This is a genomic window from Sinomonas notoginsengisoli (assembly GCF_021554725.1).
Lineage (GTDB): Bacteria > Actinomycetota > Actinomycetes > Actinomycetales > Micrococcaceae > Sinomonas > Sinomonas notoginsengisoli.
Window position 1 is genome coordinate 183,479 of sequence record NZ_JAIZDP010000005.1, and the last position, 21,103, is coordinate 204,581.

The 21,103-nt window shown below is 70.8% G+C and carries 18 protein-coding genes and 2 pseudogenes; 18 read left to right on the forward strand and 2 right to left on the reverse strand.

What is annotated here, in order from left to right:
* The first annotated feature begins 21 nt into the window (after positions 1-21).
* The 6 genes and pseudogenes from LF262_RS10825 to LF262_RS10855 all read left to right on the forward strand — a co-directional run bounded on the left by LF262_RS10825 (position 22) and on the right by LF262_RS10855 (position 8,653).
* Positions 22-732 (forward strand): helix-turn-helix transcriptional regulator, encoded by a 711-nt coding sequence (locus tag LF262_RS10825; RefSeq protein WP_235780372.1) that lies wholly within the window; start codon positions 22-24, stop codon positions 730-732.
* Positions 729-1,942: pseudogene (locus LF262_RS10830) on the forward strand (DUF8744 domain-containing protein). Before LF262_RS10825 ends, LF262_RS10830 begins: the two are co-directional and overlap by 4 nt.
* Positions 1,939-4,707: a multicopper oxidase domain-containing protein gene (locus LF262_RS10840; protein ID WP_235780375.1), complete on the forward strand. Its 2,769-nt coding sequence runs from the start codon at positions 1,939-1,941 to the stop codon at positions 4,705-4,707. The pseudogene LF262_RS10830 and the gene LF262_RS10840 overlap by 4 nt, the downstream one beginning before the upstream one ends.
* Before the next feature lie 112 nt (positions 4,708-4,819).
* Complete coding sequence (locus LF262_RS10845) at positions 4,820-6,658, forward strand: proline--tRNA ligase (RefSeq protein ID WP_235780377.1); 1,839 nt, start codon at positions 4,820-4,822, stop codon at positions 6,656-6,658.
* 8 nt (positions 6,659-6,666) lie between these two features.
* On the forward strand, positions 6,667-7,470 hold the full coding sequence (locus LF262_RS10850; RefSeq protein ID WP_235780379.1) for a sulfite exporter TauE/SafE family protein: 804 nt from the start codon (positions 6,667-6,669) through the stop codon (positions 7,468-7,470).
* A 105-nt stretch (positions 7,471-7,575) separates the two neighbouring features.
* A pseudogene (locus LF262_RS10855) lies at positions 7,576-8,653 on the forward strand (pyridoxal phosphate-dependent decarboxylase family protein).
* 24 nt (positions 8,654-8,677) lie between these two features.
* On the opposite strand, the gene LF262_RS10860 reads toward LF262_RS10855, so the two are convergent.
* Positions 8,678-9,403 (reverse strand): VIT1/CCC1 transporter family protein, encoded by a 726-nt coding sequence (locus LF262_RS10860; RefSeq protein ID WP_235780381.1) that lies wholly within the window; start codon positions 9,401-9,403, stop codon positions 8,678-8,680.
* Between the two features lie 67 nt (positions 9,404-9,470).
* The gene (locus LF262_RS10865; protein WP_235780383.1) at positions 9,471-10,742 is read right to left on the reverse strand and encodes a DUF4439 domain-containing protein; all 1,272 of its coding nucleotides are present in this window, start codon (positions 10,740-10,742) and stop codon (positions 9,471-9,473) included.
* A gap of 71 nt (positions 10,743-10,813) precedes the next feature.
* On the opposite strand from LF262_RS10865, the gene rimP reads away from it, so the two are divergent.
* The 12 genes from rimP to rpsO all read left to right on the forward strand — a co-directional run bounded on the left by rimP (position 10,814) and on the right by rpsO (position 21,024).
* Complete coding sequence (gene rimP, locus LF262_RS10870) at positions 10,814-11,434, forward strand: ribosome maturation factor RimP (RefSeq protein ID WP_308190524.1); 621 nt, start codon at positions 10,814-10,816, stop codon at positions 11,432-11,434.
* A complete protein-coding gene (gene nusA / locus LF262_RS10875) occupies positions 11,434-12,402 on the forward strand; it encodes a transcription termination factor NusA (protein ID WP_235780385.1) in 969 nt (322 codons plus the stop codon). Before rimP ends, nusA begins: the two co-directional genes overlap by 1 nt.
* Positions 12,403-12,543: 141 nt before the next feature.
* A complete protein-coding gene (locus LF262_RS10880) occupies positions 12,544-12,864 on the forward strand; it encodes a YlxR family protein (protein ID WP_235780387.1) in 321 nt (106 codons plus the stop codon).
* Positions 12,865-13,020: 156 nt separating this feature from the next.
* A complete protein-coding gene (gene infB, locus LF262_RS10885; protein WP_235780388.1) occupies positions 13,021-15,897 on the forward strand; it encodes a translation initiation factor IF-2 in 2,877 nt (958 codons plus the stop codon).
* Between the two features lie 108 nt (positions 15,898-16,005).
* The gene (gene rbfA / locus LF262_RS10890) at positions 16,006-16,506 is read left to right on the forward strand and encodes a 30S ribosome-binding factor RbfA (RefSeq protein WP_235780389.1); all 501 of its coding nucleotides are present in this window, start codon (positions 16,006-16,008) and stop codon (positions 16,504-16,506) included.
* Positions 16,507-16,650: 144 nt separating this feature from the next.
* Positions 16,651-17,157 carry a nucleoside deaminase gene (locus LF262_RS10895; protein WP_235780390.1) on the forward strand — a complete coding sequence of 169 codons (507 nt, stop codon included), beginning with the start codon at positions 16,651-16,653 and terminating at the stop codon, positions 17,155-17,157.
* Positions 17,158-17,181: 24 nt separating this feature from the next.
* A complete protein-coding gene (gene truB, locus LF262_RS10900) occupies positions 17,182-18,069 on the forward strand; it encodes a tRNA pseudouridine(55) synthase TruB (RefSeq protein ID WP_235780391.1) in 888 nt (295 codons plus the stop codon).
* 2 nt (positions 18,070-18,071) lie between these two features.
* Complete coding sequence (locus tag LF262_RS10905; RefSeq protein WP_235780392.1) at positions 18,072-18,440, forward strand: hypothetical protein; 369 nt, start codon at positions 18,072-18,074, stop codon at positions 18,438-18,440.
* Positions 18,437-18,871, forward strand: coding sequence for a hypothetical protein (locus tag LF262_RS10910; RefSeq protein ID WP_235780393.1), 435 nt, complete (start codon positions 18,437-18,439; stop codon positions 18,869-18,871). Before LF262_RS10905 ends, LF262_RS10910 begins: the two co-directional genes overlap by 4 nt.
* A gap of 63 nt (positions 18,872-18,934) precedes the next feature.
* A complete protein-coding gene (locus LF262_RS10915) occupies positions 18,935-19,984 on the forward strand; it encodes a bifunctional riboflavin kinase/FAD synthetase (RefSeq protein ID WP_235780394.1) in 1,050 nt (349 codons plus the stop codon).
* A 10-nt stretch (positions 19,985-19,994) separates the two neighbouring features.
* Complete coding sequence (locus tag LF262_RS10920; protein ID WP_235780396.1) at positions 19,995-20,609, forward strand: hypothetical protein; 615 nt, start codon at positions 19,995-19,997, stop codon at positions 20,607-20,609.
* A gap of 145 nt (positions 20,610-20,754) precedes the next feature.
* Positions 20,755-21,024 (forward strand): 30S ribosomal protein S15, encoded by a 270-nt coding sequence (gene rpsO / locus LF262_RS10925; protein WP_235780398.1) that lies wholly within the window; start codon positions 20,755-20,757, stop codon positions 21,022-21,024.
* Positions 21,025-21,103 lie beyond the last annotated feature (79 nt).

Genomic DNA, 21,103 nt, shown 5'->3' on the forward strand with positions numbered 1-21,103 from the left:
AACTTTACTACAATAAATTCCGTGAAAAACAATCCGCGCGGCCCGCAGGCCACGTCGCCTGGCCCAGCAACGCCGCTCTCTGCTGCGCGCGCGGCGATCCTGGACCTCCTGCGAGCCAAGGGCAGACCCAGCACCGTCGAGGAGCTCGCGCGGGAGACGCGCCAGCACCCCAACACCGTCCGGGAGCACCTGGAGGCGCTCGTGGGCGTTGACTTGGCCGAACTCTCGGACGGCCCTCCGCTGGGGGAGGGCCGTCCGGGCCGGCGAGGACGCCCTGCCAAGCACTATCGCGCCGCCTCGCCCGCCATAGGATCGTCCAGCTACGCGGGGCTGGCCGCCGTCCTGGCGGGGGAGCTTGCACGCCTCGCGCCGGATCCCCAGGCAGCGGGGGCGGAGGCGGGGCGCAGCTGGGCCCGCCAGACGCTCGGCGAGGCCGCGGCCACCCGTACGGCCGCTGACGCACGACGCCGCGTGCTCGCCGAACTCGATGAGCTCGGCTTCGGCGTCGATACGGCACCCGATCCGGCTGGAAAGCCAAACGACGAGACGGTGGCCCGCCTTGTCACGTGCCCGCTGCTGTCCGCAGCCCGGGACCAGCCCGGCGTCGTGTGCTCGGTCCACGCGGGGCTCGTCGAGGAGTCGCTCCGACTCCTCGGCCATCCCGAGGTCGCCTCCAGGCTCGAGCCGTTTGCCGAGCCCGGCGCGTGCCTCCTCACGATCGGGCGGGCATGAGCGGAGCCGCCACAAGCCGGCCGGCTGCTGGCAGGAAGCGCGCGGTGAAGGGCGCACCGAAGATCGCGACGACCGTCTGGCCCCGGGCACTCCTGCTCGTGCTGGGCGGGGCCTCCCTCGTGGCAGGGCTCGACGCCGCCCTCGTCCTCCTCGGCGTCCCGGCACCCGTGGGCAGCGCCCAGGCCCCCGCGCTGCCCGCCGCACACGGAAGCCTCATGGTGTTCGGCTTCGTGGGCACGCTCATCGCACTGGAGAGGGCCGTGGCACTGCGGCGGGTCTGGGGCTACTCGGCCCCGGCGCTCCTCGGGATCGGTTCTGTGGCCCAGCTCGCGCCCGCGCTCGGTGCGGAAACGGCGTGGGCCGCGCGCGTCGTCGTACTCGCGGGCGCTGTGATGTTCGTCGTAGTCTACGTCCCCCTGTGGCGCCGCCAGCGGGACCCCGCGGTGCTCGTCCAGGCCCTTGGGGCGCTCGCCGCTGCGGGCGCGGCCGCGCTGCTGGCCGTCGGCGTGCCCGTGCCCGCCGTGGTGCCCTGGTTCGGGGCCTTCCTCCTCGCGACGATCGCGGGGGAGCGGCTTGAGCTCGCCCGCCTGCGGATCCGAGGGCGCTGGGCGGAGCCGCTGCTCGTCGCGGCGTGCGCCGCGATCGTGGTCCTGTGCCCTGCCACCCTGCTGTGGCCCGCCGTGGGCTATCCGCTCTTTGGGGGGCGCTGCTCGGCCTCGCCGCGTGGCTCGTGGCCTATGACGTGGCACGCGCCACCATCCGCTCCCACGGGCTGCCACGGTTCGTCGCCGCATGCCTCCTCGCGGGCTATGCCTGGCTCGTGGTGGCTGCCGCCGTCTGCCTCCTCGTCCCCGGAGCGCCCGCAGGCGCGGCATATGACGCGTTCCTGCACGCGATGTTCCTCGGCTTCGTGATGTCCATGATCATGGCCCATGCGCCCGTGATCCTCCCCGCCGTCCTGCGCAGGCCTCTCCCGTATCGGCCCGTCATGTGGATCCCGGCTGCCCTCCTGCACGCGACGCTCGTGCTGCGGCTCGGCCTGGGCGACGCGCGCGGGGACATCGCGGCGTGGCAGTGGGGCGGCTCCGGGAACGTCGTCGCGGTGCTCACATTCGTCGCAGTGGCCGCCTACTCGGCGCTGACCGGACCACCGGCGCCAGGCAGTGCGGCCGGTCCCAGTCGAGACGTCGTCAGGGAGGCCCGATCGTGACGCCCCGGATCGGCCCCTCGCCGTCCCTGCCCAGTCTGCGGCCCGGCCCCGGACGCCCCGCCGCCGGAGGTACCAGCGCAGGGGGCCCAGGCAGGCCGGGGACCGGCCGCGCCGCCTGGCACCGCTGGGCGAACGCCCCGACGCTCGCGTGGCTCGCGGCCATCGCGGTCCTCGCGGGGATCCACCGGGGCATCCCGGCATCCGGGTGGCTCCTGACGCACCTCGCGCTCCTGGGAGCTGCGACGAATGCAATCCTCGTCTACTCGTGGCACTTCGCCGAGGCGCTCCTGCGCCTGCCCGTGCCCTCCAGAAAGTCCCTCGCTGCCCGGATCGTCCTGCTGAACGCGGGCGCGGCCGCCGCGATGGCCGGAGTCGTCACGGCGGTGTGGCCGGCAGCTGTCATCGGTGCCGCCGCGGTGGGCGTGGCAGCGGGATGGCAGGGCATCGCCCTGCTTCTCCGCCTCCGCCGGGCCCTCCCGTCACGGTTCGCCTCGACACTGCGGTACTACCTCGCCGCATGCGCGCTCCTGCCGTTCGGCGCGGCAGCAGGTGCCCTGCTGGCACTGCCCGGCGCCGACGACGGCGGTGACCTCCACCCCCGCCTCCTGCTCGCCCACGAGTCCATCAATGTGCTCGGCTGGGTGGGCCTGAGCGTCCTGGGCACGCTCGTGACCCTCCTGCCCACCATGCTTCGCACCCGCGCCCACGAGACGGCCGAACCCACCGCCCGCAGGGCCCTGTGGATCCTGCTGGCCGGCGTTGCGGCCGCGGCGGGCGGCGCGCTGGCGGGGAACCGCCTTGTGGTCGCCGCGGGCGCCCTCGTGTACCTCGGCGGGGTCCTGGTCTCCGCCGTCCCGCTGGCCCTCGCGGTCCGCAGCAGGCCACCGGTCGCGTTCGCGCCCCTGTCCGCGGTGGCCTCCCTCCTGTGGCTCACGGGTGCGCTAGTGCGGCTCGTGTGGCTGTGCGCGACGGCGCCGGACTGGGAAGCCCTGCACCTCGCGCTCGGGGACCTCACCCCGACGCTCGCCGCCGGGTTCGCTGCCCAGGTGCTCCTCGGGGCGCTCTCGTACCTCCTCCCGGTGGTGCTCGGCGGCGGTCCCTCCGTTGTGCGGCGGCGCACCGACATGCTCGACGCCGGGGCGTGGTTCCGCGTTGTGCTCGCCAACGGTGCACTCGCCCTGTACATGCTCCCCGTGCCGAGCACCGTGCGGGTCGCTGCCGCCGTCGCTGGGCTCCTGGCGCTCATCGCCTTTGTGTGGCTCGCGGCGCGGGCGGTCCTGTCCCGGCCCCGGCCAGAAGACCAGGAGAAGCACCCTGCCGGCTCAGGGCCGATCGCCGTGGGCGCCTCGGTGCGCAGCAGGCTCGGGTCCGGTGCTGTGGGCCTTGCCGTCCTCCTCGCTGCTGTCCTCTCAGGCGTCGCCGCCGATCCCTCGGTCCTGCCGACGGCCGCCGGAGGCTCCCCCGCCACAGGTGCGGCGGCGACCGCCGGAGGGACCGGCGTCGTGCCCAGCGGCCACACCACCACAGTGGAGGTCGCCATGTCAGGGATGCGCTTCGTCCCGGACGCCGTCGCCGTCCCGGCCGGGGACAGGCTCGTCATCAAGCTGACCAATAAGGACCAGACGCCCCACGACCTCGTGCTCGCGACCGGCCAGGACTCCGGGCGGATCTACCCCGGCCAGGGCGGACAGCTCGACGCGGGCGTCATGACCGGCTCGGCCAACGGCTGGTGTTCTGTGGTCGGGCACAAGCAGATGGGCATGGTGTTCCGCGTGAACGTGACGGGATCCCAGCCTGCGGCGGCCCCGGCCGCAGGGATGGATATGCCGGGCATGCAGCACACCGCCGCGTCTGCTTCGCCCTCGGCGGCCAGCCCACCGAGCCCCCATGCGCCGTACCCCGCGGCTCTTCCCGCAGCCGAGGCAGGAACGGTGCACAAGGTCACGCTGACCGTGCGCGACACCGTCACCGAAGTCGCGCCCGGCGTCGAGCAGACGCTGTGGACCTACAACGGCACTGCGCCGGGACCCGTGCTCCACGGACGGGTGGGGGACAGGTTCGAGGTCACGCTCGTGAACAATGCCTCTGCCGGCCACTCGATCGACTTCCACGCTGGGGCCCTCGCACCGGACGGCCCCATGCGCACGATCGATCCCGGCCAGTCCCTCATCTATGCCTTCACGGCCAACCAGCCCGGCATCTGGATGTACCACTGCAGCACCATGCCGATGTCGCTGCACATCGCCAACGGAATGTTCGGTGCCGTGGTGATCGATCCGCGCGACGAGCCGCCCGTGGACCATGAGTTCGTCCTCGTTCAGAGCGAGCAGTACCGCGGGGCCGCTGCAAACGGGATCCCTGGCATCGCCGATCCTGACGCGGTCTCTGCGAAGATCACGGCGGCGACGCCGGACGCCGTCGTGTTCAACGGCTACCCCAGCCAGTACGACGCCGCGCCGCTGGCCGTGCGGGTGGGCGAGCGGGTGCGCGTCTGGGTGCTCGACGCCGGGCCTAGCCACGCGACGTCGTTCCATGTGGTGGGGGCGCAGTTCAGCGCCGCGTGGGCTGAGGGTGCGTACCGGCTCGCTCCCGCCGCGGGCGCGGCGCAGGCCGGAGCCTCCCAGGCCCTCGATCTCGCGCCGGCCCAGGGCGGCTTCGTCGATCTGACGTTTCACGAGGCGGGGCACTATCCGTTCGTGAGCCATTACATGGTGGACGCCGAGCGCGGCGCACACGGAGTGTTCGACGTCGCTGCCGCGAGGTGAATGCCCAGCGCGCTGGGAGTGGCTTCCGAGGGCGCCGCCACAAGGTGAGAGTGCCGCTGCTGGGATACATTGGTAGCTGACCTTTTCCTGCCCTCAGCCAGAATGGATGCCCGTGGTCCTGCGACTCTCCACCCTGTTCCTGCGTACCCTCCGCGAGGATCCCGCCGATGCAGAGGTCGCGAGCCACAGGCTCCTCGTCCGCGCAGGCTACATCCGGCGCGCCGCGCCTGGCATCTACACGTGGCTGCCCCTCGGCCTCGCCGTCCTGCGGAAGGTCGAGCAAATCATCCGCGAGGAGATGGCCGGGATCGGCGCGCAGGAGGTCCACTTCCCGGCGCTGCTGCCGAAGGAGCCCTATGAGGCGACGAACCGGTGGACGGAGTACGGCGAAGGCATTTTCCGCCTCAAGGACCGCAAGGAGGCTGACTACCTCCTTGCCCCGACACACGAGGAGATGTTCACGCTCCTCGTGAAGGACCTGTACTCCTCCTACAAGGACCTTCCGCTCTCGCTGTACCAGATCCAGAACAAGTACCGCGATGAGGCCCGCCCCCGGGCTGGCCTCCTCCGCGGCCGCGAGTTCATCATGAAGGACTCGTACTCGTTCGACGTCGACGACGCCGGCCTGGACGCCAGCTATGCGAAGCACCGCGAGGCCTACGTGAAGATCTTCGCGCGCCTCGGCCTCGAGGTCGTCGCCGTGAAGGCCACCGCCGGCGCGATGGGCGGGTCCAAGAGCGAGGAGTTCCTCCACCCGACCGAGATCGGCGAGGACACGTTCGTCCGCTCGCCCGGCGGCTACTCTGCCAACGTCGAAGCCGTCTCGACGGTCGTCCCCGACCAGATCGACTTCGCCGGTGCCCCCGCGGCGCAGGTGCTCGACACACCGGACACGCCGACGATCGACTCGCTTGTCGCTGCCTCGCAGACCATCTTCCCCAACCCCGAGCGCGAGTGGACCGGCGCGGACACGCTCAAGAACGTGGTCCTCGCGGTCACGCTGCCCACCGGCGAGTCCCAGCTCGTGGTCATCGGCCTCCCGGGCGACCGAGCCGTGGACCTCAAGCGGGTCGAGGCCAACATCGGGGCGTTCCTCCCGGTGGCGGGCGAGATCGGCGTCGAGGCCGCGAACGACGAGCAGCTCAAGCAGCAGCCGCTCATCGTCAAGGGCTACCTCGGCCCCGGTCTGGAGCGCGATGACGCCATCCTCGGCCTCGAGGGCAAGACCAAGATCCTCTACCTCGTGGACCCGCGCGTGGTCTCCGGCACCCGGTGGATCACCGGCGCGAACGAGCACGGCAAGCACGTCTACGGCCTCGTGGCCGGCCGCGACTTCCGCTGGGACGGCGTCATCGAGTGCACCGAGGTCCGCGCCGGCGACCCGGCCCCGGACGGCTCCGGCCCGCTCGAGACCGCGCGCGGCATCGAAATGGGCCACATCTTCCAGCTCGGCCGCAAGTACGCCGAGGCCCTCGAGCTCAAGGTCCTCAATGAGAATGGCAAGCAGGTCACGGTCACGATGGGCTCGTACGGCATCGGCGTGACCCGCGCAGTCGCTGCCCTCGCCGAGTCCAACCACGACGAACGAGGCCTCATCTGGCCGCGGGCCGTGGCCCCCGCGGACGTGCACGTCGTGGCCGTCGGCCGTGGCGAGGAGATCTTCGCCGAGGCCGAACGCATCACGGCCGAATTCGAGGCCCGCGGCCTCACCGTCATGCTCGACGACCGGCCCAAGGTCTCCCCGGGGGTCAAGTTCGGCGACGCCGAGCTCATCGGCGTGCCGACCATCGTCGCCGTCGGCAAGGGATTCGCTACAGGCACCCTCGAGGTCAAGGACCGGCGCTCCGGCACCGCGGAGGACGTCCCCGTCGCCGAGGTCGTGGACCGCGTCATGGCGGCCGTGCGCGGCGTGACACCTGCCGAAGCGCCCGCCACGGCCGACGTCGACTAGCACCGGGCGTGCTCAGCGGGTTCGAATCACTGGGGCCTCTGACGGTCGTCCTGATCGTTGTGGCAGGCTTCTGCGCGGGCTGGGTCGACGCCGTCGTGGGCGGCGGCGGACTCATCCAGCTGCCCGCGCTCCTCGCAGTGCCCGGCATCGCGCCCGTCCAGGCGCTCGCGACGAACAAGATGGGCTCGGTCTTCGGCACGACGACGAGTGCGTTCACCTACGCGCGCCGCGTCCGGCCGGACCTGCGCACGGCCATCCCGATGGCGCTCGTCGCGCTCGCCGGCGCGTTCGGCGGGGCGGCAGTGGCCACGGTGCTGCCGGGCCGGGTGTTCAAGCCGATCATCCTGGCCGCGATCATCGCCGTCGCACTCTTCACTGCGTTCAAGCCGCAGATGGGCCTGTACACGGAGCTGCGGCTCAAGGGCCGCAGGCACCTCGCCACCGCGTGCGGGCTGGGGCTTGCGATCGGGTTCTATGACGGCCTCATCGGCCCGGGCACGGGATCGTTCCTCGTCATCGCGCTTGTCTCCGGGATGGGGTACGCGTTCCTCGAGGCGAGCGCCAAGGCCAAGATCGTCAACATGGCCACCAACATCGGCGCGATCGTGATCTTCGCCGTGTTCGCGCCGGGAGGGACGCTCCTCTGGGGCCTCGGCTTGGCTCTGGGCGCCGCGAACATGTGCGGTGGGTACCTTGGTGCGCGCATGGCCGTAGCGCGGGGCAACAGGTTCATCCGCTGGGTCTTCCTCGCCGTGGTCGCGGCCCTCGCGCTCAAGCTCGGGGTCGACGTCTGGAACGAGAACTTCGCCTAGCGCAGGCCTGTTGGGGCGGGGGAGCCAGGCTTATGCTGCCCGCATGCTGCGCCCCGAAGGCTCGACGAACCCCTCGCCTGCGCCGCAGCGCACGCCCGGAAGTGGTTGGCCAGTGTGCCCGAGCGGCACGTCGCGCCGAGCACGACGGCGGATTCGCTCGCCGAGGCGTTCGGCGGCCCCCTGCCCGAGGCCGGCCTCGCCCCGGCGACCGTTGACCTGCCTCGCCGCTGCGCGCTGGAGGGTCCTCGAGCGGGCCGGATGGGACGTCAACGGGAATGGCCTGACCGGTGCTCCGCGCATCCCCGTGTTCGTCGGGGCGGAGCGGCACGACACGGTCGACATGGGCCTGAGGCTGCTCGGACTCGGCGCGCCGATCACGGTGGACGTGGACAGCCAGGGCCGGATCCTGCCCGACGCCCTCGAAGACGCGCTCGCGCACGGTTCAGCGGGTGACGGACCGGCGATCGTGTGCCTTCAGGCAGGGAACGTGCACTCGGGTGCATTCGACCCGTTCTCCGAGTCCATCGCCGTAGCCCGCGAACATGGCGCCTGGGTCCATGTCGACGGGGCCTTCGGGCTGTGGGCCGCCGCATCGCCCGCCACCCGGCACCTCATGGCCGGAGCGGAGCAGGCCGACTCGTGGGGCACCGACGCCCATAAGAACCTCAACGTTCCGTACGACTGCGGGATCGTTGCCTGCCGCGACGTCCCGGCCCTCCGGACGGCGCTCGGGATGCACGGCGACTACCTCATCCACGACCCGCTCGGGGATCACGGTCCCGGGGATCCGTTCGAGAAGGTGCACGAGCTGTCGCGGCGTGCCCGCGGTGTGCCGGTCTGGGCGGCTCTGCGGTCCCTCGGCCGGACCGGAGTCGACCATCTCGTGTCCGGGCTCGTGGCCAACGCCCGCGAACTCGCCCGGCGCATCGGGGCGCTGCCCGGCGCCGAGGTGCTCAACGACGTCGTGTTCAGCCAGGTGTGCCTCGCGTTCGGCTCAGACGCGCGCACGCAGGCGGTCGCGGACTGGCTCGTCGCGGACGGGCGCGCGTGGATGACGGGTTCGCCCTGGCGCGATCACACGGTGCTCAGGATCTCGGTAGCCAACTGGTCCACTGACGCGCGGGACGTCGAGGCGAGCGTCGCCGCGGTGCGTGCGGCCCTGGCGGCAACCGAGGGCCTGTGACTGACGGGACGAGTCCCGCCGCGGTCACGCGATGCCCGTAGTCCCGAGCAGGCTGCCGAGTCCGAACGTCGCGGCAAGGGCTAACGCTCCACCGACGACGACTCGGATTGACGCACGGCTTCGCGAGCCGCCACCGATCCAGGCGCCGACCCACCCCGTGACGGCGAGCGCGATCAGCACGATGACGAACGTCAGCGGGACCCGGAAGCTGGCCGGCGCGAGGAGGATCGTGAGCATCGGCAGGATGGAGCCGATGAGGAAAGAGATGGCCGAGGCGAAGGCAGCGTGCCACGGGCTCACGATCTCTTCCGGGTCGATGCCGAGCTCGATGTCGAGGTGGGCCCGCAGCGGGTCGTTCTCGGTGAGTTCCTTCGCCACCGTCCGCGCTGTCTCGTCGGAGAGGCCCTTGTGCTGGTACAGGCTCACGAGCTCCTCGAACTCCTCGGCAGGCTGCTCGTGGAGCTCGCGGGTCTCCTTCGCGATGAGGTCCTTCTGGCTGTCGCTCTGGCTGCTGACGGAGACGTACTCGCCGAGTGCCATCGAGATGGCACCGCCGACGACGGCGGCTAGGCCCGCGGCGAGGATCGGGCCGTTGTTCGTGGTGACCCCCGCGACGCCGACGACGACGGCGGCGACGGACACAATGCCGTCATTCGCGCCGAGCACCCCGGCACGGAGCCAGTTGAGCTTGGCGGCAATATCGGTGCCTTGAGGCTCGGGGTGGAGTTGCGTGGCTGAATCGCTGCTCATGCGATCCACTCTGACCCCATTGCGGCGGGGTTTCCAGCGAAGCAAGCCTTCCCTTATGCGCGCCGGGTTACCCCTTGGGAGAGGCTGAGACCCCGCTCTGTGCGGCTTTGAGCGCCGCGGCCTGCGCTCGTGCATTCCCGGGGAAGGCGGAGGCCGCGGCCGTTCCGGGGGCATCCACGACTGCGATCCGCCGGGCCGCCTCCAGCAGCGCGCTGGCGGCAGTGGCGCGCAGCGGCGGGTCGGCTGCCCCGGTGAGGTCCGACCATGCTGCCGCCGCGGACCCCTCGAGCTGGACAAGCTGGGCTTCCCCTCCCACATCGCCGGGCAGCGCGAAGCCGGCCTGCTCAGGCGGAAGCTCCACGCATGCCGCCCGCGCAACGGTCTCGAGCGCGCGGAGCTGGGAGCGGTGCAGTCCTGCCGCGGCGAGGTTCAGGGTGCGCCCATCCACGGCCGTCCGCGCGGCCCGCACCGTGTACGTCCATACCCCGGCCTGCTCCGCCGTCTGCACTGCGGCCAAGGCCGTGGCCTCGTCGAGCGCTCCCGGGGATGGCCCTGCCGCATTCTCTGACGTTGGCGGTTGGGCTGGCGGCGCCGTCGGTGCGGACGACGGCGCGCGGCCGGCTGGAGTGCCACGCGCCGTTCGAGTCGCCGGCGGGGAGGCGCACGCCCGCTGGCTGGGAGAGGAGGTCGTCGTGGCCGCCGGTGCAGGAGTGGTGGGAGCCGGAGCGGCGGACGGCCCACCGGACCCAGCCGTTCCGGCGAGGGCAGCTAGGCGTTCGGCCTCGATCGTCTGGCCCACGGCCACCGACGCCAGGAGGGCGGCCGTGGGACCGTCCACCGCCGCCAAGTCCGCCCGTCGCGCGGCAGCGCTCGCGGACAGATCCTCGGCAAGGGCAGCGGCATCATGCAGGGGTGGCGTCGCGGCGGAGGAGGTCCGGGACCGGGGGGAAAGGCTCTCCGGAGACGACGGACGCAGGGACCCGCCGGATGCCGACGTCGCCGCAGAGGGGGGGAGTGACGCCCCGAGGACGTCGGCCTGAAGCTGGAGCACGGTGGCCACGCGCGCGGCGGGAACCACGTCCGGACTGGGCGAGGGGCCGGACGACGGAGAGGACCCCGCGAGGAGGGAGGCCGCAGCGGCGAGGTGGGCGGCGTCGTCGTGCGCCCTGGACAGGGCCGCCTCGCTCAGGGTGGGCCCGGCAGCGGGAGGGGCCGGGGCGGCCAGCAGCGACGCTCCTATCCCGATCGCGGCGGCGACCCCGAGTGCGCCAGCCCAGATCCAAGGGCGGAGGCGGTGGGGCGTGGCGGGATTCACGGTCTCGATGATGCCACGGATCAAGGGGCCAGCCGCGCCGGGCCCCGCGAACCGATAGTCTATGGGGACAACTGAGCTAAAGGAGGCGGACCTCCATGTCCGAGCCCGATCTGCCCTCGAGGGCCACCCCGACGCAGGCAGAGCAGGATCTGCGCGCGGGTGGGGAGGAGTCCCGTCTCCACGCACTCCTCGAACCGGCGGTCCGGGCGCGCCGCCTCGTTCTCGAGTCGGTCGTCGTCAAGGCCGCGGGCAAGCACCGGACAGTGCACGTCGTCGTCGACCTCGGGGATGACGAGACCGGGGGCGTCAGCCTGGATGTCATCGCCGAGCTCTCGCACGAACTCTCGGACGTCATGGACTCCGATCCCGAGGGCGACACGCGCCCCTACCATCTCGAGGTCTCCTCGCCCGGAGTCTCCCGTCCGCTCACCGAGGTCCGGCACTGGCGCCGAGCGCGGGGCCGGCTGGTCAAGGTCAACGTCGTCGGCGGGGAGAACGTGACGGGGAGGTTGCGCGAGGTGACGGATGACGGCGTCGTGGTCGTGCCCGACCTCCCGGCAAAGAAGGGCCTCAAGCCGAAGCCGGGGGAGCCGGTCGAGCTTCTGTTCGAGAAGATCCGCAACGGCCGGGTCGAGATCGAGTTCTCGCACCTCGACGACGGCGGTCCTGCTGGCGCGCCAGAGAATCACGACACCGACAACGCCGAGGAGGCCTAGTGGACATCGACATGAGCGCGCTGCGCCTGCTGGAGCGGGAGCGTGACATCCCCGTCGAGAAGCTCATCCCCACCATCGAGCAGGCACTTCTGCTCGCCTACCACAAGTCGCCGGGAGCCATCGAGCGCGCTCGGGCCGAGGTTGACCGCAAGAGCGGCCACGTGACCATCTGGGCCACCGAGGAGGACGAGGAGGGCAACGCGGTCGGCGAGTTCGACGACACGCCCGCGGGCTTCGGCCGCATCGCCGCGACCACCGCCCGACAGGTCATCCTCCAGCGGCTGCGCGACGTCGAGGACGACAACGTCCTGGGCGAGTTCAAGGGCCGTGAGGGCGAGCTCGTCGCGGGCCTCATCCAGCAGGGCCACAACCCGACCATGGTGCAGGTGAACCTCGGAGCGGTCGAGGCCGTCCTGCCCCCGCCAGAGCAGGTCCCCGGCGAGAAGTACGCGCACGGATCACGGATCAGGGCCTACGTGGTGGACGTCCACCGCGGGCTCAAGGGCCCCTCCATCACGCTCTCGCGCTCACACCCCGGGCTCGTGAAGAAGCTCTTCGAGCTCGAGGTCCCCGAGATCGCCGACCGCAGCGTCGAGATTGTGGCGATTGCACGCGAGGCCGGCCACCGCACAAAGATCGCGGTCCGGGCGCTCGTGCCGGGCATCAACGCCAAGGGTGCATGCATCGGTGAGATGGGCTCGCGCGTGCGCGCGGTCATGACGGAGCTGAACGACGAGAAGATCGACATTGTGGACTACAGCGACACCTCCACGGCATTCATCGCGAACGCCCTGTCGCCGGCGAAGGTCACCTCGGTGACTATTGTCGATGAGGCCACCCGTTCGGCCCGCGTCCTCGTGCCCGACTACCAGCTCTCTCTCGCCATCGGCAAGGAGGGCCAGAACGCCCGGCTTGCAGCAAAGCTCACGGGCTGGCGGATCGATATCGGGTCCGACGCGCAGTCCTGAGCTCCGCGAGCCCCCGTTCCGGGTTCCCTGCAGCAAGGGTCTAGAATGGATAAGTCTGGGCGTGTGCCCGGCGGCAGGGCCCGAAAGTGGATGCGGTGAGGTACCGTCCCCACGGAGGGCCCATGATGTGAGAGAGCAGGGATGGCGCAGACACATGGTCAGCCTCTGCGAACATGCATCGGATGCCGCTTGGTCGCAGCCCGGTCAGAACTGCTCCGGCTGGTGAAGGACCCCACGGACGCCTCGTGCGTCATGGTGGATCCCCGCCGCCGGCTGCCCGGTCGCGGGGCGTGGCTGCATCCCGACCAGGCATGCCTGAGGCAAGCCGTCAAGCGGCGTGCGTTCCACCGTGCCTTGCGTGGTCCGGTGGATGCGAGCCGCGTCGACGACTACTTCAGCACCTCCGTTCCGGCCACCTTCGGAGCGGGAACCGTCCAAGTTGAAAGCGGGTTAGAAATCTGATGGACACCCGATGAGTCCCCGACCGATGAGTGCGTAGCAATGAACTTCTCGTTGCGCACCGCCGAGGGCTCCGTGAAGCGCACCCGCGCTGAGGGAGCCTGCAGCAAGCAGTAGACGGTCCGTGCCTGGCTCGGTGCGGACCGAGACAGGAGAAATGTGGCCAAGGTCCGCGTACACGAGCTCGCCAAGGAGCTCGGTATCACCTCCAAGGACGCCGTTGCCAAGCTCGCAGAGCTCGGTGAATTCGTGCGTTCTGCGTCCTCGACGATCGAGGCGCCCGTCGTGAAGAAGCTTCGCGACGCCTACCCGGCCGGAAGCGCCAAGGCGACCGACAAGGCTGCCCGCCCGGCTCCCCGGCCCTCTGCAGGGGCACCCACTCCGGGCCCCGCACGTCCCGCGACCGCCCCGGCGCCCGCACCCGCTCCGAAGGCTGAGACGCCCTCGCCGGCGCGGCCTGCACCCCAGCGCCCTGCCGCGGAGGCCGCCCCGCGTCCCGCGGCCGAGCAGACGCGTCCCGCTCCCCACGCAGGCTCCGAGACATCCCGTCCGGCCGCCCGCCCGGCCGGCGGCGCGCCGTCGGCCCGCCCCTCCACCGGTGCGCGTGCGGGCGTAACCCCGGGCCCGCGTCCCAGCGGCCCCCGTCCCGGGAACAATCCGTTCTCGTCCTCACAGGGCATGCAGCGTCCTGCCCGCGACGGCGACCGCGCACCTCGTCCGGGCAACAACCCGTTCGCGCCGTCCCAGGGCATGCCGCGTCCCGGCGGCGGACGGGACGGCGAGCGTCCCGGCGGCCCGCGTCCGGCCGCTCCGCGCCCCGGGGGCACCGCGGGCATCCCGCGTCCGGGCGCCCCGCGTCCCGGCGGCCCTCGTCCGGGCGCTCCGCGTCCCGGTGCGCCTCGTCCGGGCGCCCCGCGCCCCGGTGGCTCGGGCGGTTCGCGCCCAAACCCCGGCATGATGCCTGCTCGTACTGACCGGCCACAGCCGGGTGCCCGTCCTGCGGGTACCGGCGGACGAGGTCCGGGACGTCCCGGCGGCGCCCCCGGTGGCGGCGCACCCTCTGGCGGCGGCTTCGGCAAGGGCGGCCGCGGTCGCGGCGGCACGCAGGGCGCCTTTGGCAAGGGTGGCGCGGGTCGGGGCAAGCAGCGCAAGTCGAAGCGCGCCAAGCGCCAGGAACTCGAGCAGATGAGCGCACCGTCGCTCGGCGGTGTCTCGGTGCCGCGTGGCGACGGCAGCACTATCGTCCGCCTCCGCCGCGGCGCGTCCATCACGGACTTCGCCGAGAAGATCGATGCGAACCCCGCCTCGCTCGTGACCGTCCTGTTCCACCTCGGTGAGATGGCGACGGCCACGCAGTCGCTCGACGAGGAAACGTTCTCGGTGCTCGGCGCTGAGCTCGGCTACAAGATCCAGGTCGTCTCGCCGGAGGACGAGGAGCGCGAGCTGCTCGAGTCCTTCGACATCGACCTTGACGCCGAGCTCGATGCGGAGACGGACGAGGACCTCGAGAAGCGGCCCGCCGTCGTGACCGTCATGGGCCACGTCGACCACGGCAAGACCCGGCTGCTCGACGCCATCCGCAACACGAATGTGGTGGAGGGCGAGCACGGCGGCATCACGCAGCACATCGGTGCTTACCAGATCGGGTTCGACCATGACGGCCGCGAGCGCAGGCTGACCTTCATCGACACCCCGGGCCACGAGGCGTTCACCGCCATGCGTGCCCGTGGTGCGCAGGTGACGGACATCGCCGTGCTCGTCGTGGCCGCGGATGACGGCGTCATGCCCCAGACGGTGGAGGCGCTCAACCATGCCCAGGCGGCGGGAGTGCCGATCGTGGTCGCGGTGAACAAGATCGACAAGGAGGGCGCGAACCCGGAGAAGATCCGCGGCCAGCTCACCGAGTACGGACTTGTTCCCGAGGAGTACGGCGGCGACACGATGTTCGTGGACGTCTCCGCACGCCAGAACCTGCACATCGATGACCTGCTCTCGGCGATCCTGCTCACGGCTGACGCCGCGCTCGACCTCCGCGCGAACCCCAACAAGGATGCGCGTGGCGTTGCGATCGAGGCCAACCTCGACAAGGGCCGTGGTGCCGTCGCGACTGTGCTCGTGCAATCCGGAACGCTCCACGTCGGCGACAACATGGTGGCGGGCAGGGCCCACGGCCGCGTCCGTGCGATGTTCGACGAGGATGGCGAGGCCGTCGAGGCTGCAACCCCGTCACGTCCAGTCCAGGTCCTCGGCCTGTCGTCGGTGCCGCGGGCAGGCGACACGTTCCTCGTGACCGAGGACGAGCGCACCGCGCGCCAGATCGCTGGGAAGCGTGAGGCCGCCGATCGCAACGCCCAGCTGGCCAAGCGCCGCAAGCGCATCAGCCTCGAGGACTTCGACCAGGCTGTGGCTGAGGGCAAGATCGACACCCTCAACCTCATTCTCAAGGGCGACGTGTCCGGTGCGGTCGAGGCGCTCGAGGACTCGCTGCTCAAGATCGATGTCGGTGAGGACGTCCAGCTCCGCGTCATCCACCGCGGCGTCGGCGCGATCACCCAGAACGACGTCAACCTCGCGACGGTCGACAACGCGATCATCATCGGCTTCAACGTCAAGCCGGCCGAGCGCGTGGCCGAACTCGCGGACCGCGAAGGCGTGGACATGCGCTTCTACTCGGTCATCTACGCGGCGATCGACGACATCGAGCTCGCGCTCAAGGGCATGCTCAAGCCCGAGTACGAGGAGGTCCAGCTCGGCACCGCCGAGGTCCGGGAGATCTTCAGGTCCTCGAAGTTCGGCAACATCGCCGGCTCGATCGTCCGCAGCGGTCTCATCCGCCGCAACGCGAAGGCCCGTGTGCTGCGCAACGGCGTGGTGGTGGGGGACAAGCTCACCATCGAGTCGCTCAAGCGGTTCAAGGACGATGCGACCGAGGTTCGCGAGGGCTTCGAGTGCGGTATCGGGCTCGGGTCGTTCAACGACGTCCAGCTCGAGGACGTCATCGAAACGTTCGAGATGCGCGAGAAGCCCCGCGTCTGAGCGTGCGAGTGGAGGGGGTCCCGGCTTTGGCGGGACCCCCTTCCTGCCCGCCTGATGTGATGCCGCTCGCGTGACCGAGCGGCCTTGAGACCCAAGAAGGAGACACCTATGGCCGATCCCGCCCGCGCCGCGCGCCTCGCGCAGCGCATCAAGGTGGTCGTGGCCGAGTCGCTGCGCAAGGCCGTCAAGGACGAGCGCGCCGAGGCCATTACGATCACCGACGCACGAGTGACCAACGACCTCCAGCACGCGACCGTGTACTACACGGTGCTCGGCGGTGAGGATGCTGCCGAGGGCGCCCGGGAGATCCTCGAGACCAAGAAGAGCGTGCTGCGCCGCGAGATGGGGCGCAACCTGACGATTCGCCTCACTCCCACGCTCGAGTTCGTCGCCGACGAGATCCCGGTCAACGCTTCCCACCTCGAGGACCTGCTCCGCGAGGCGAAGGCGCGCGACGCCGAGGTGGCCAGACTCGCCGAGGGGGCAACCCCCGCCGGCGATCCGGACCCGTACCGCAAGGCGGAGGACGACGCTCCCCCCGGCGACGGCGATGAGGACGAGTACGACGGCGAGGACGAGTCCGACGGCGTCGAGCCGCGCGACGACTGACACGCTCACCACGAGGAAGGGCGGTGCTGCATCCCATCGGATGAGGCACCGCCCTTCCTCGCTTTTTCGATGCTCGCCAGTTCGAGCGAGACGAGCGTGCCGTCCGCTGGCACGTACCCTGTGGGCCACCCCTAGGATGGGCCCATGCCCGAGAGCTCCCAGCCCACGCTGCCGGCCGTCGTCGAGCGCCACCTCGCGCGCGCCGTCGAACTCGCGGTAGCGAACGTTGCGGAAGGCGGCGGCCCGTTCGGCGCCGTCGTCGGGCTACCGGACGGGCGGACGTTCGAGGGCCAGAATCGGGTCACGCGCGACAACGATCCGACGGCGCACGCCGAGGTCGTCGCCATCCGGGCGGCTGCGGCCGCGGCTGGCTTCGACCTCACCGGCGCGGCGCTGTACGCGAGCTGCGAGCCCTGCCCGCTGTGCGTCTCCGCTGCCCTGTGGGCGCGGATCGGTTCGGTTCACTACGCGGCGGACCGGCAGGACGCGGCGGCGGCGGGCTTCGACGACGCCGCGTTCTACGAGTACTTCAGCACGGGCGCTGCGGACGCCGGCGCGAGCTCGCTGCTTCCGATCACGCGGACCGTCGTGCCCACGCAGGGGCGCCCCTTCACGGCCTGGACCGAGTTCGCCGGCCGAGCCGAGTACTGATCCCGGCTCCATATACTGGGAGGCGTGCTTTCTGGACTGGTGATCGTGGACAAGCCACGCGGGTGGACGAGCCACGACGTCGTGGGGAGGGTCCGCCGGCTTGCGGGCACCCGCAAGGTGGGACACGCCGGCACTCTCGATCCGATGGCCACGGGAGTCCTCGTGGTCGGCGTCAACAAGGCCACGCGCCTCCTGTCCCACATCGTCGGCACCGAGAAGACCTACACCGCGACCATCCGCTTGGGCCAGCGCACGGTCACGGATGACGCCGAGGGCGAGGTGCTGGAGGAGCGCATCGCCGCGGCGGTCACTGAGCAGCAGATCCGCGATGCGGCGGCCCGCCTCACGGGTGAGATCCTCCAGATCCCGAGCAGCGTCAGCGCGATCAAGGTTGCCGGCGAGCGTTCGTACGCGAGGGTGCGGGCCGGTGAGGAGGTTTCGCTCGCGGCGAGGCCCGTGACGATCCACGCGTTCCTCATCCACGCCATTCGGCGCGAACGCGGCGGGAAACTCCAGGACGTTGACGTCACCGTCCGCTGCTCGTCGGGCACCTACGTGCGCGCTCTGGCCCGCGACCTCGGCGCTGATCTGGGCGTCGGAGGCCATCTCACGGCGCTGCGCCGCATTCAGGTGGGTCCGTACGGAATCGAGCAGGCCCACACCCTCGAGCAGCTCGCCGAGCATTTCGAGCTCCTGCCCCTCTCTGACGCGGCACGGTCCCTTCTGCCCGTGCGGGAGCTGAGCGGCGACGAGACGGTCGAGCTCTCGTTCGGGCGCAGGATCCCTGCGACCGGCTCTGACTCGCTCACGGCCGCGTTCGCGCCGGACGGCGCGCTCGTGGCCCTGGTGAAGGACGTCGCCGGCCAGGCCAAGCCCGAGCTTGTCTTTGCCGCACACGGGGAGGACGCCTGAGCGTGGACCCGTACTTCCTCGTCGGGACGGCCGTGTGCGCGCTCTCGCTCGTCGTGTGCCTCGCCGCGGTCATCACCAAGACCTACCCCGGTGATGCCGCGATCATTTCCGTCGCGGTCGTCGAGCTGTTCCTGATCGTGTATGGCGTCGCTGCCGGCATCCGGCAGGGCGGGGGAGAGGTGCTCCGCGGGGAGACATGGGAGTTCTGGGGGTACCTCGCCACGGCGCTCATCATTCCCGTCGCCGCGTTCTGGTGGGCCATCGCGGACAGGACCCGCTGGAGCAACGCCGTGCTCGCCGCTGTCCCCCTGACCATCTTCGTGATGCTGTTCCGCATGGAACAGATCTGGAATGGAGCCCCCTTCGTATGAGTCCCGACAAGTTGACCCCAGAGCACTCGCCGCGGACGCGAAACGTCGGTCTTGGCCGGATCCTCGTGGCCGTCTACGGCGTGTTCGCGCTCTCCGCGACGGCCCGTGCCGGCTACCAGATCGCCACCAAGTTCTCCGAGGCGCCCCTGGCGTATCTGCTGAGCGCGGTAGCAGCCGTCGTCTACATCGTCGCGACGGTCGCGATGGCCCGCCGGGGAGTGACGAGCTGGTACGTGACGCTCGGCGCGATCCTCGTCGAGCTCGTCGGCATCCTCGCGGTCGGCGCGGCCAGCGTGTTCGACTCGGCAGCCTTCCCCCACGACACGGTGTGGAGCGGGTTCGGGCGCGGGTACGGGTACGTGCCGCTCATCCTGCCGTTCCTCGGGCTCGCATGGCTCTTCTACAACAGGCCGCGCAGCACGCGGGCCTGAGCGGACGTGCCCGGCCAAGCCGGTAGTCTTATCAGGCACACACAGGGCAACGAGGCGAGGACGATGGTCTTGATCTGGCACGGAGTGGACGAGATTCCCACGGATTTCGGGCCAACGGCCGTCACCATCGGCAACTTCGACGGCGTGCACCGCGGCCACCAGCAGGTCCTGGCCACGCTGAAGGCAACCGCACGGCACAGTGGCAGCCGCTCCGTCGCGGTCACCTTTGACCCCCACCCCGCAAAGGTCCATCGTCCCGATACCGCCCCGGACCTCATCATGGGCATCGAGGACCGCTTGGCCGCCATCGCTGCCCACGGCGTCGACGCGATCCTCGTCCTCCACTACACCCTCGAGTTCGCCCAGCAGAGCGCCGAGGAGTTTGTGCGCGGGATCTTCGTGGACGCGCTGCACGCCTCGCATGTGGTGGTGGGACACGATGTCCGCTTCGGGCGCGGCAACTCCGGTGATCTCGCCACGATGGCGGAGCTCGGCGCTCGGTTCGGCTTCGAGGTCGTCGTCGTCGAGGAGTTCACGGAGCAGGCGCCGGCTGCAGAGGCCCGCGCCGGGGGGCCGCTCGCCGACGGCGCCGCGCACCCCTTGCATGACGCGGACGACGACGCCGAGCGGCGCCGCTGCTCGTCCACCTGGGTGCGGGAGGCTCTCGACGCGGGTGACGTCCGGACGGCGGCCGAGATCCTCGGCCGGACGCACATGATGCACGGCGAGGTGGTCCACGGCGCCGCGCGCGGCCGTGCCTTGGGTTTCCCGACCGCCAATCTGGCCCACGACGCGGTGGGGCACATCCCTGCCGACGGGATTTATGCGGGCTGGCTCGTCGACCAGTCTGGGACGCGGTGGCCAGCCGCGATCTCCGTGGGCTCGAACCCGACGTTCGCCGGGGTGGCGCGGCAGGTTGAGGCGCATGTGATTGACCGTCCGGAGGAGGGCCCTGAGGACTTCGACCTGTACGGACAGAAGGTCGTCATCGAGTTCGTGGACCGCCTCCGCGGCATGGTGGCCTACCGTGGCCCTGAGGCCCTCGTCGAGCAGATGAAGCTCGACGTCGATCAGGCCCGCCGAGTTCTGGCCGGGGTCGGGTCGGGGGCTTAAAATTCGCGGCATGAGTGACTACTCAGCCTCTAGCAGTCCCGCAAGCCGGACTTGGTTCCGGTGGGCGGCCTTCGCCATGATGGTGGGCGGCGCCGCCATGTTCGTCCTCCAGGCCGGGGTGCTCTTCGCCTCGAGCCAGTCAGGCTATTTCGGCGTCGTGGCCCCCGCGATCGGCGTCGCCCAGATCCTCATCGCCTTCGGCTGCGTCGGCCTCTGGTCAGACCATGCGTTCGGCGGCGGCATCCTTGCGCGGACCGGCCTCGCCCTCGCGATCCTCGGACTCGTATTCCTCGCCATCGGCAATCTCCTGACGCCATTCGGCGACCTTGCCGTGTTCTACATGGTGGCCACCGTCGCGCTCCCCGTGGGCTTCCTCCTCGCTGGTGTCGCGGCGCTGCGCGGACACGCCTGGCACGGTTGGGAGCGCTACGTCCCGCTCGGGGTCGGCCTGCTGCCGTTCGTCCTGCTGTTCGCCTACCTTGGCGGGAGCCGGCTCGGCGAGTTCGCGGTGGGCGTCTGGGGGCTTGCGTTCGTGGTGCTCGGATGGGCGGAGCTGCGGGAGCCCCCGCTCGAACCGCTCCCGCTGAGGGCCCGCGTTTCGACACGCAGGCGCCGGAACCGATAGAATCCTCTGTGGCCCTCGCTGCAGTCCGTGGCGGCCTGGGCCGCACCGGCTGCCTCGACACGTGTTCCGACCGTGCTGGAAGGGGCCGGTGTTCCCCGGGGACGCAGTGTCCAGCGGGCCGCACGGCACGAAACGAGGAGCTCCAATGGCTTTGGATCCCGCTGTCAAGCAGGAAATCATCAAGGAATACGCGACGAAGGAAGGCGACACCGGGTCCCCCGAGGTCCAGATCGCCGTTCTCACCAAGCGCATCAAGGACTTGACTGAGCACATGAAGCAGCACAAGCACGACTTCCACACCCAGCGCGGCCTGCTCGCGCTCGTGGGTCGCCGCAAGCGCATGCTCGCCTACCTGCGCGACACCGACATCGCGCGCTACCGTTCGCTCATCGAGCGTCTCGGCCTGCGCCGGTAGTCTTGGAGGCGGCCCGTTGCCTTCCCTCTGGGGGCGCGGGCCGCTTCTCACAACGGGCCCTGCCCTGAACGGGGCCCCA

Coding starts and splice junctions, on each gene's coding strand:
- LF262_RS10920 (WP_235780396.1), top strand. CDS start 19,995: ATGAGTGACTACTCAGCCTCTAGCAGTCCCGCAAGCCGGACTTGGTTC.
- rimP (WP_308190524.1), top strand. CDS start 10,814: ATGTCCGAGCCCGATCTGCCCTCGAGGGCCACCCCGACGCAGGCAGAG.
- LF262_RS10910 (WP_235780393.1), top strand. CDS start 18,437: ATGAGTCCCGACAAGTTGACCCCAGAGCACTCGCCGCGGACGCGAAAC.
- LF262_RS10880 (WP_235780387.1), top strand. CDS start 12,544: ATGGCGCAGACACATGGTCAGCCTCTGCGAACATGCATCGGATGCCGC.
- LF262_RS10895 (WP_235780390.1), top strand. CDS start 16,651: ATGCCCGAGAGCTCCCAGCCCACGCTGCCGGCCGTCGTCGAGCGCCAC.
- LF262_RS10915 (WP_235780394.1), top strand. CDS start 18,935: ATGGTCTTGATCTGGCACGGAGTGGACGAGATTCCCACGGATTTCGGG.
- rbfA (WP_235780389.1), top strand. CDS start 16,006: ATGGCCGATCCCGCCCGCGCCGCGCGCCTCGCGCAGCGCATCAAGGTG.
- rpsO (WP_235780398.1), top strand. CDS start 20,755: ATGGCTTTGGATCCCGCTGTCAAGCAGGAAATCATCAAGGAATACGCG.
- LF262_RS10860 (WP_235780381.1), bottom strand. CDS start 9,403: ATGAGCAGCGATTCAGCCACGCAACTCCACCCCGAGCCTCAAGGCACC.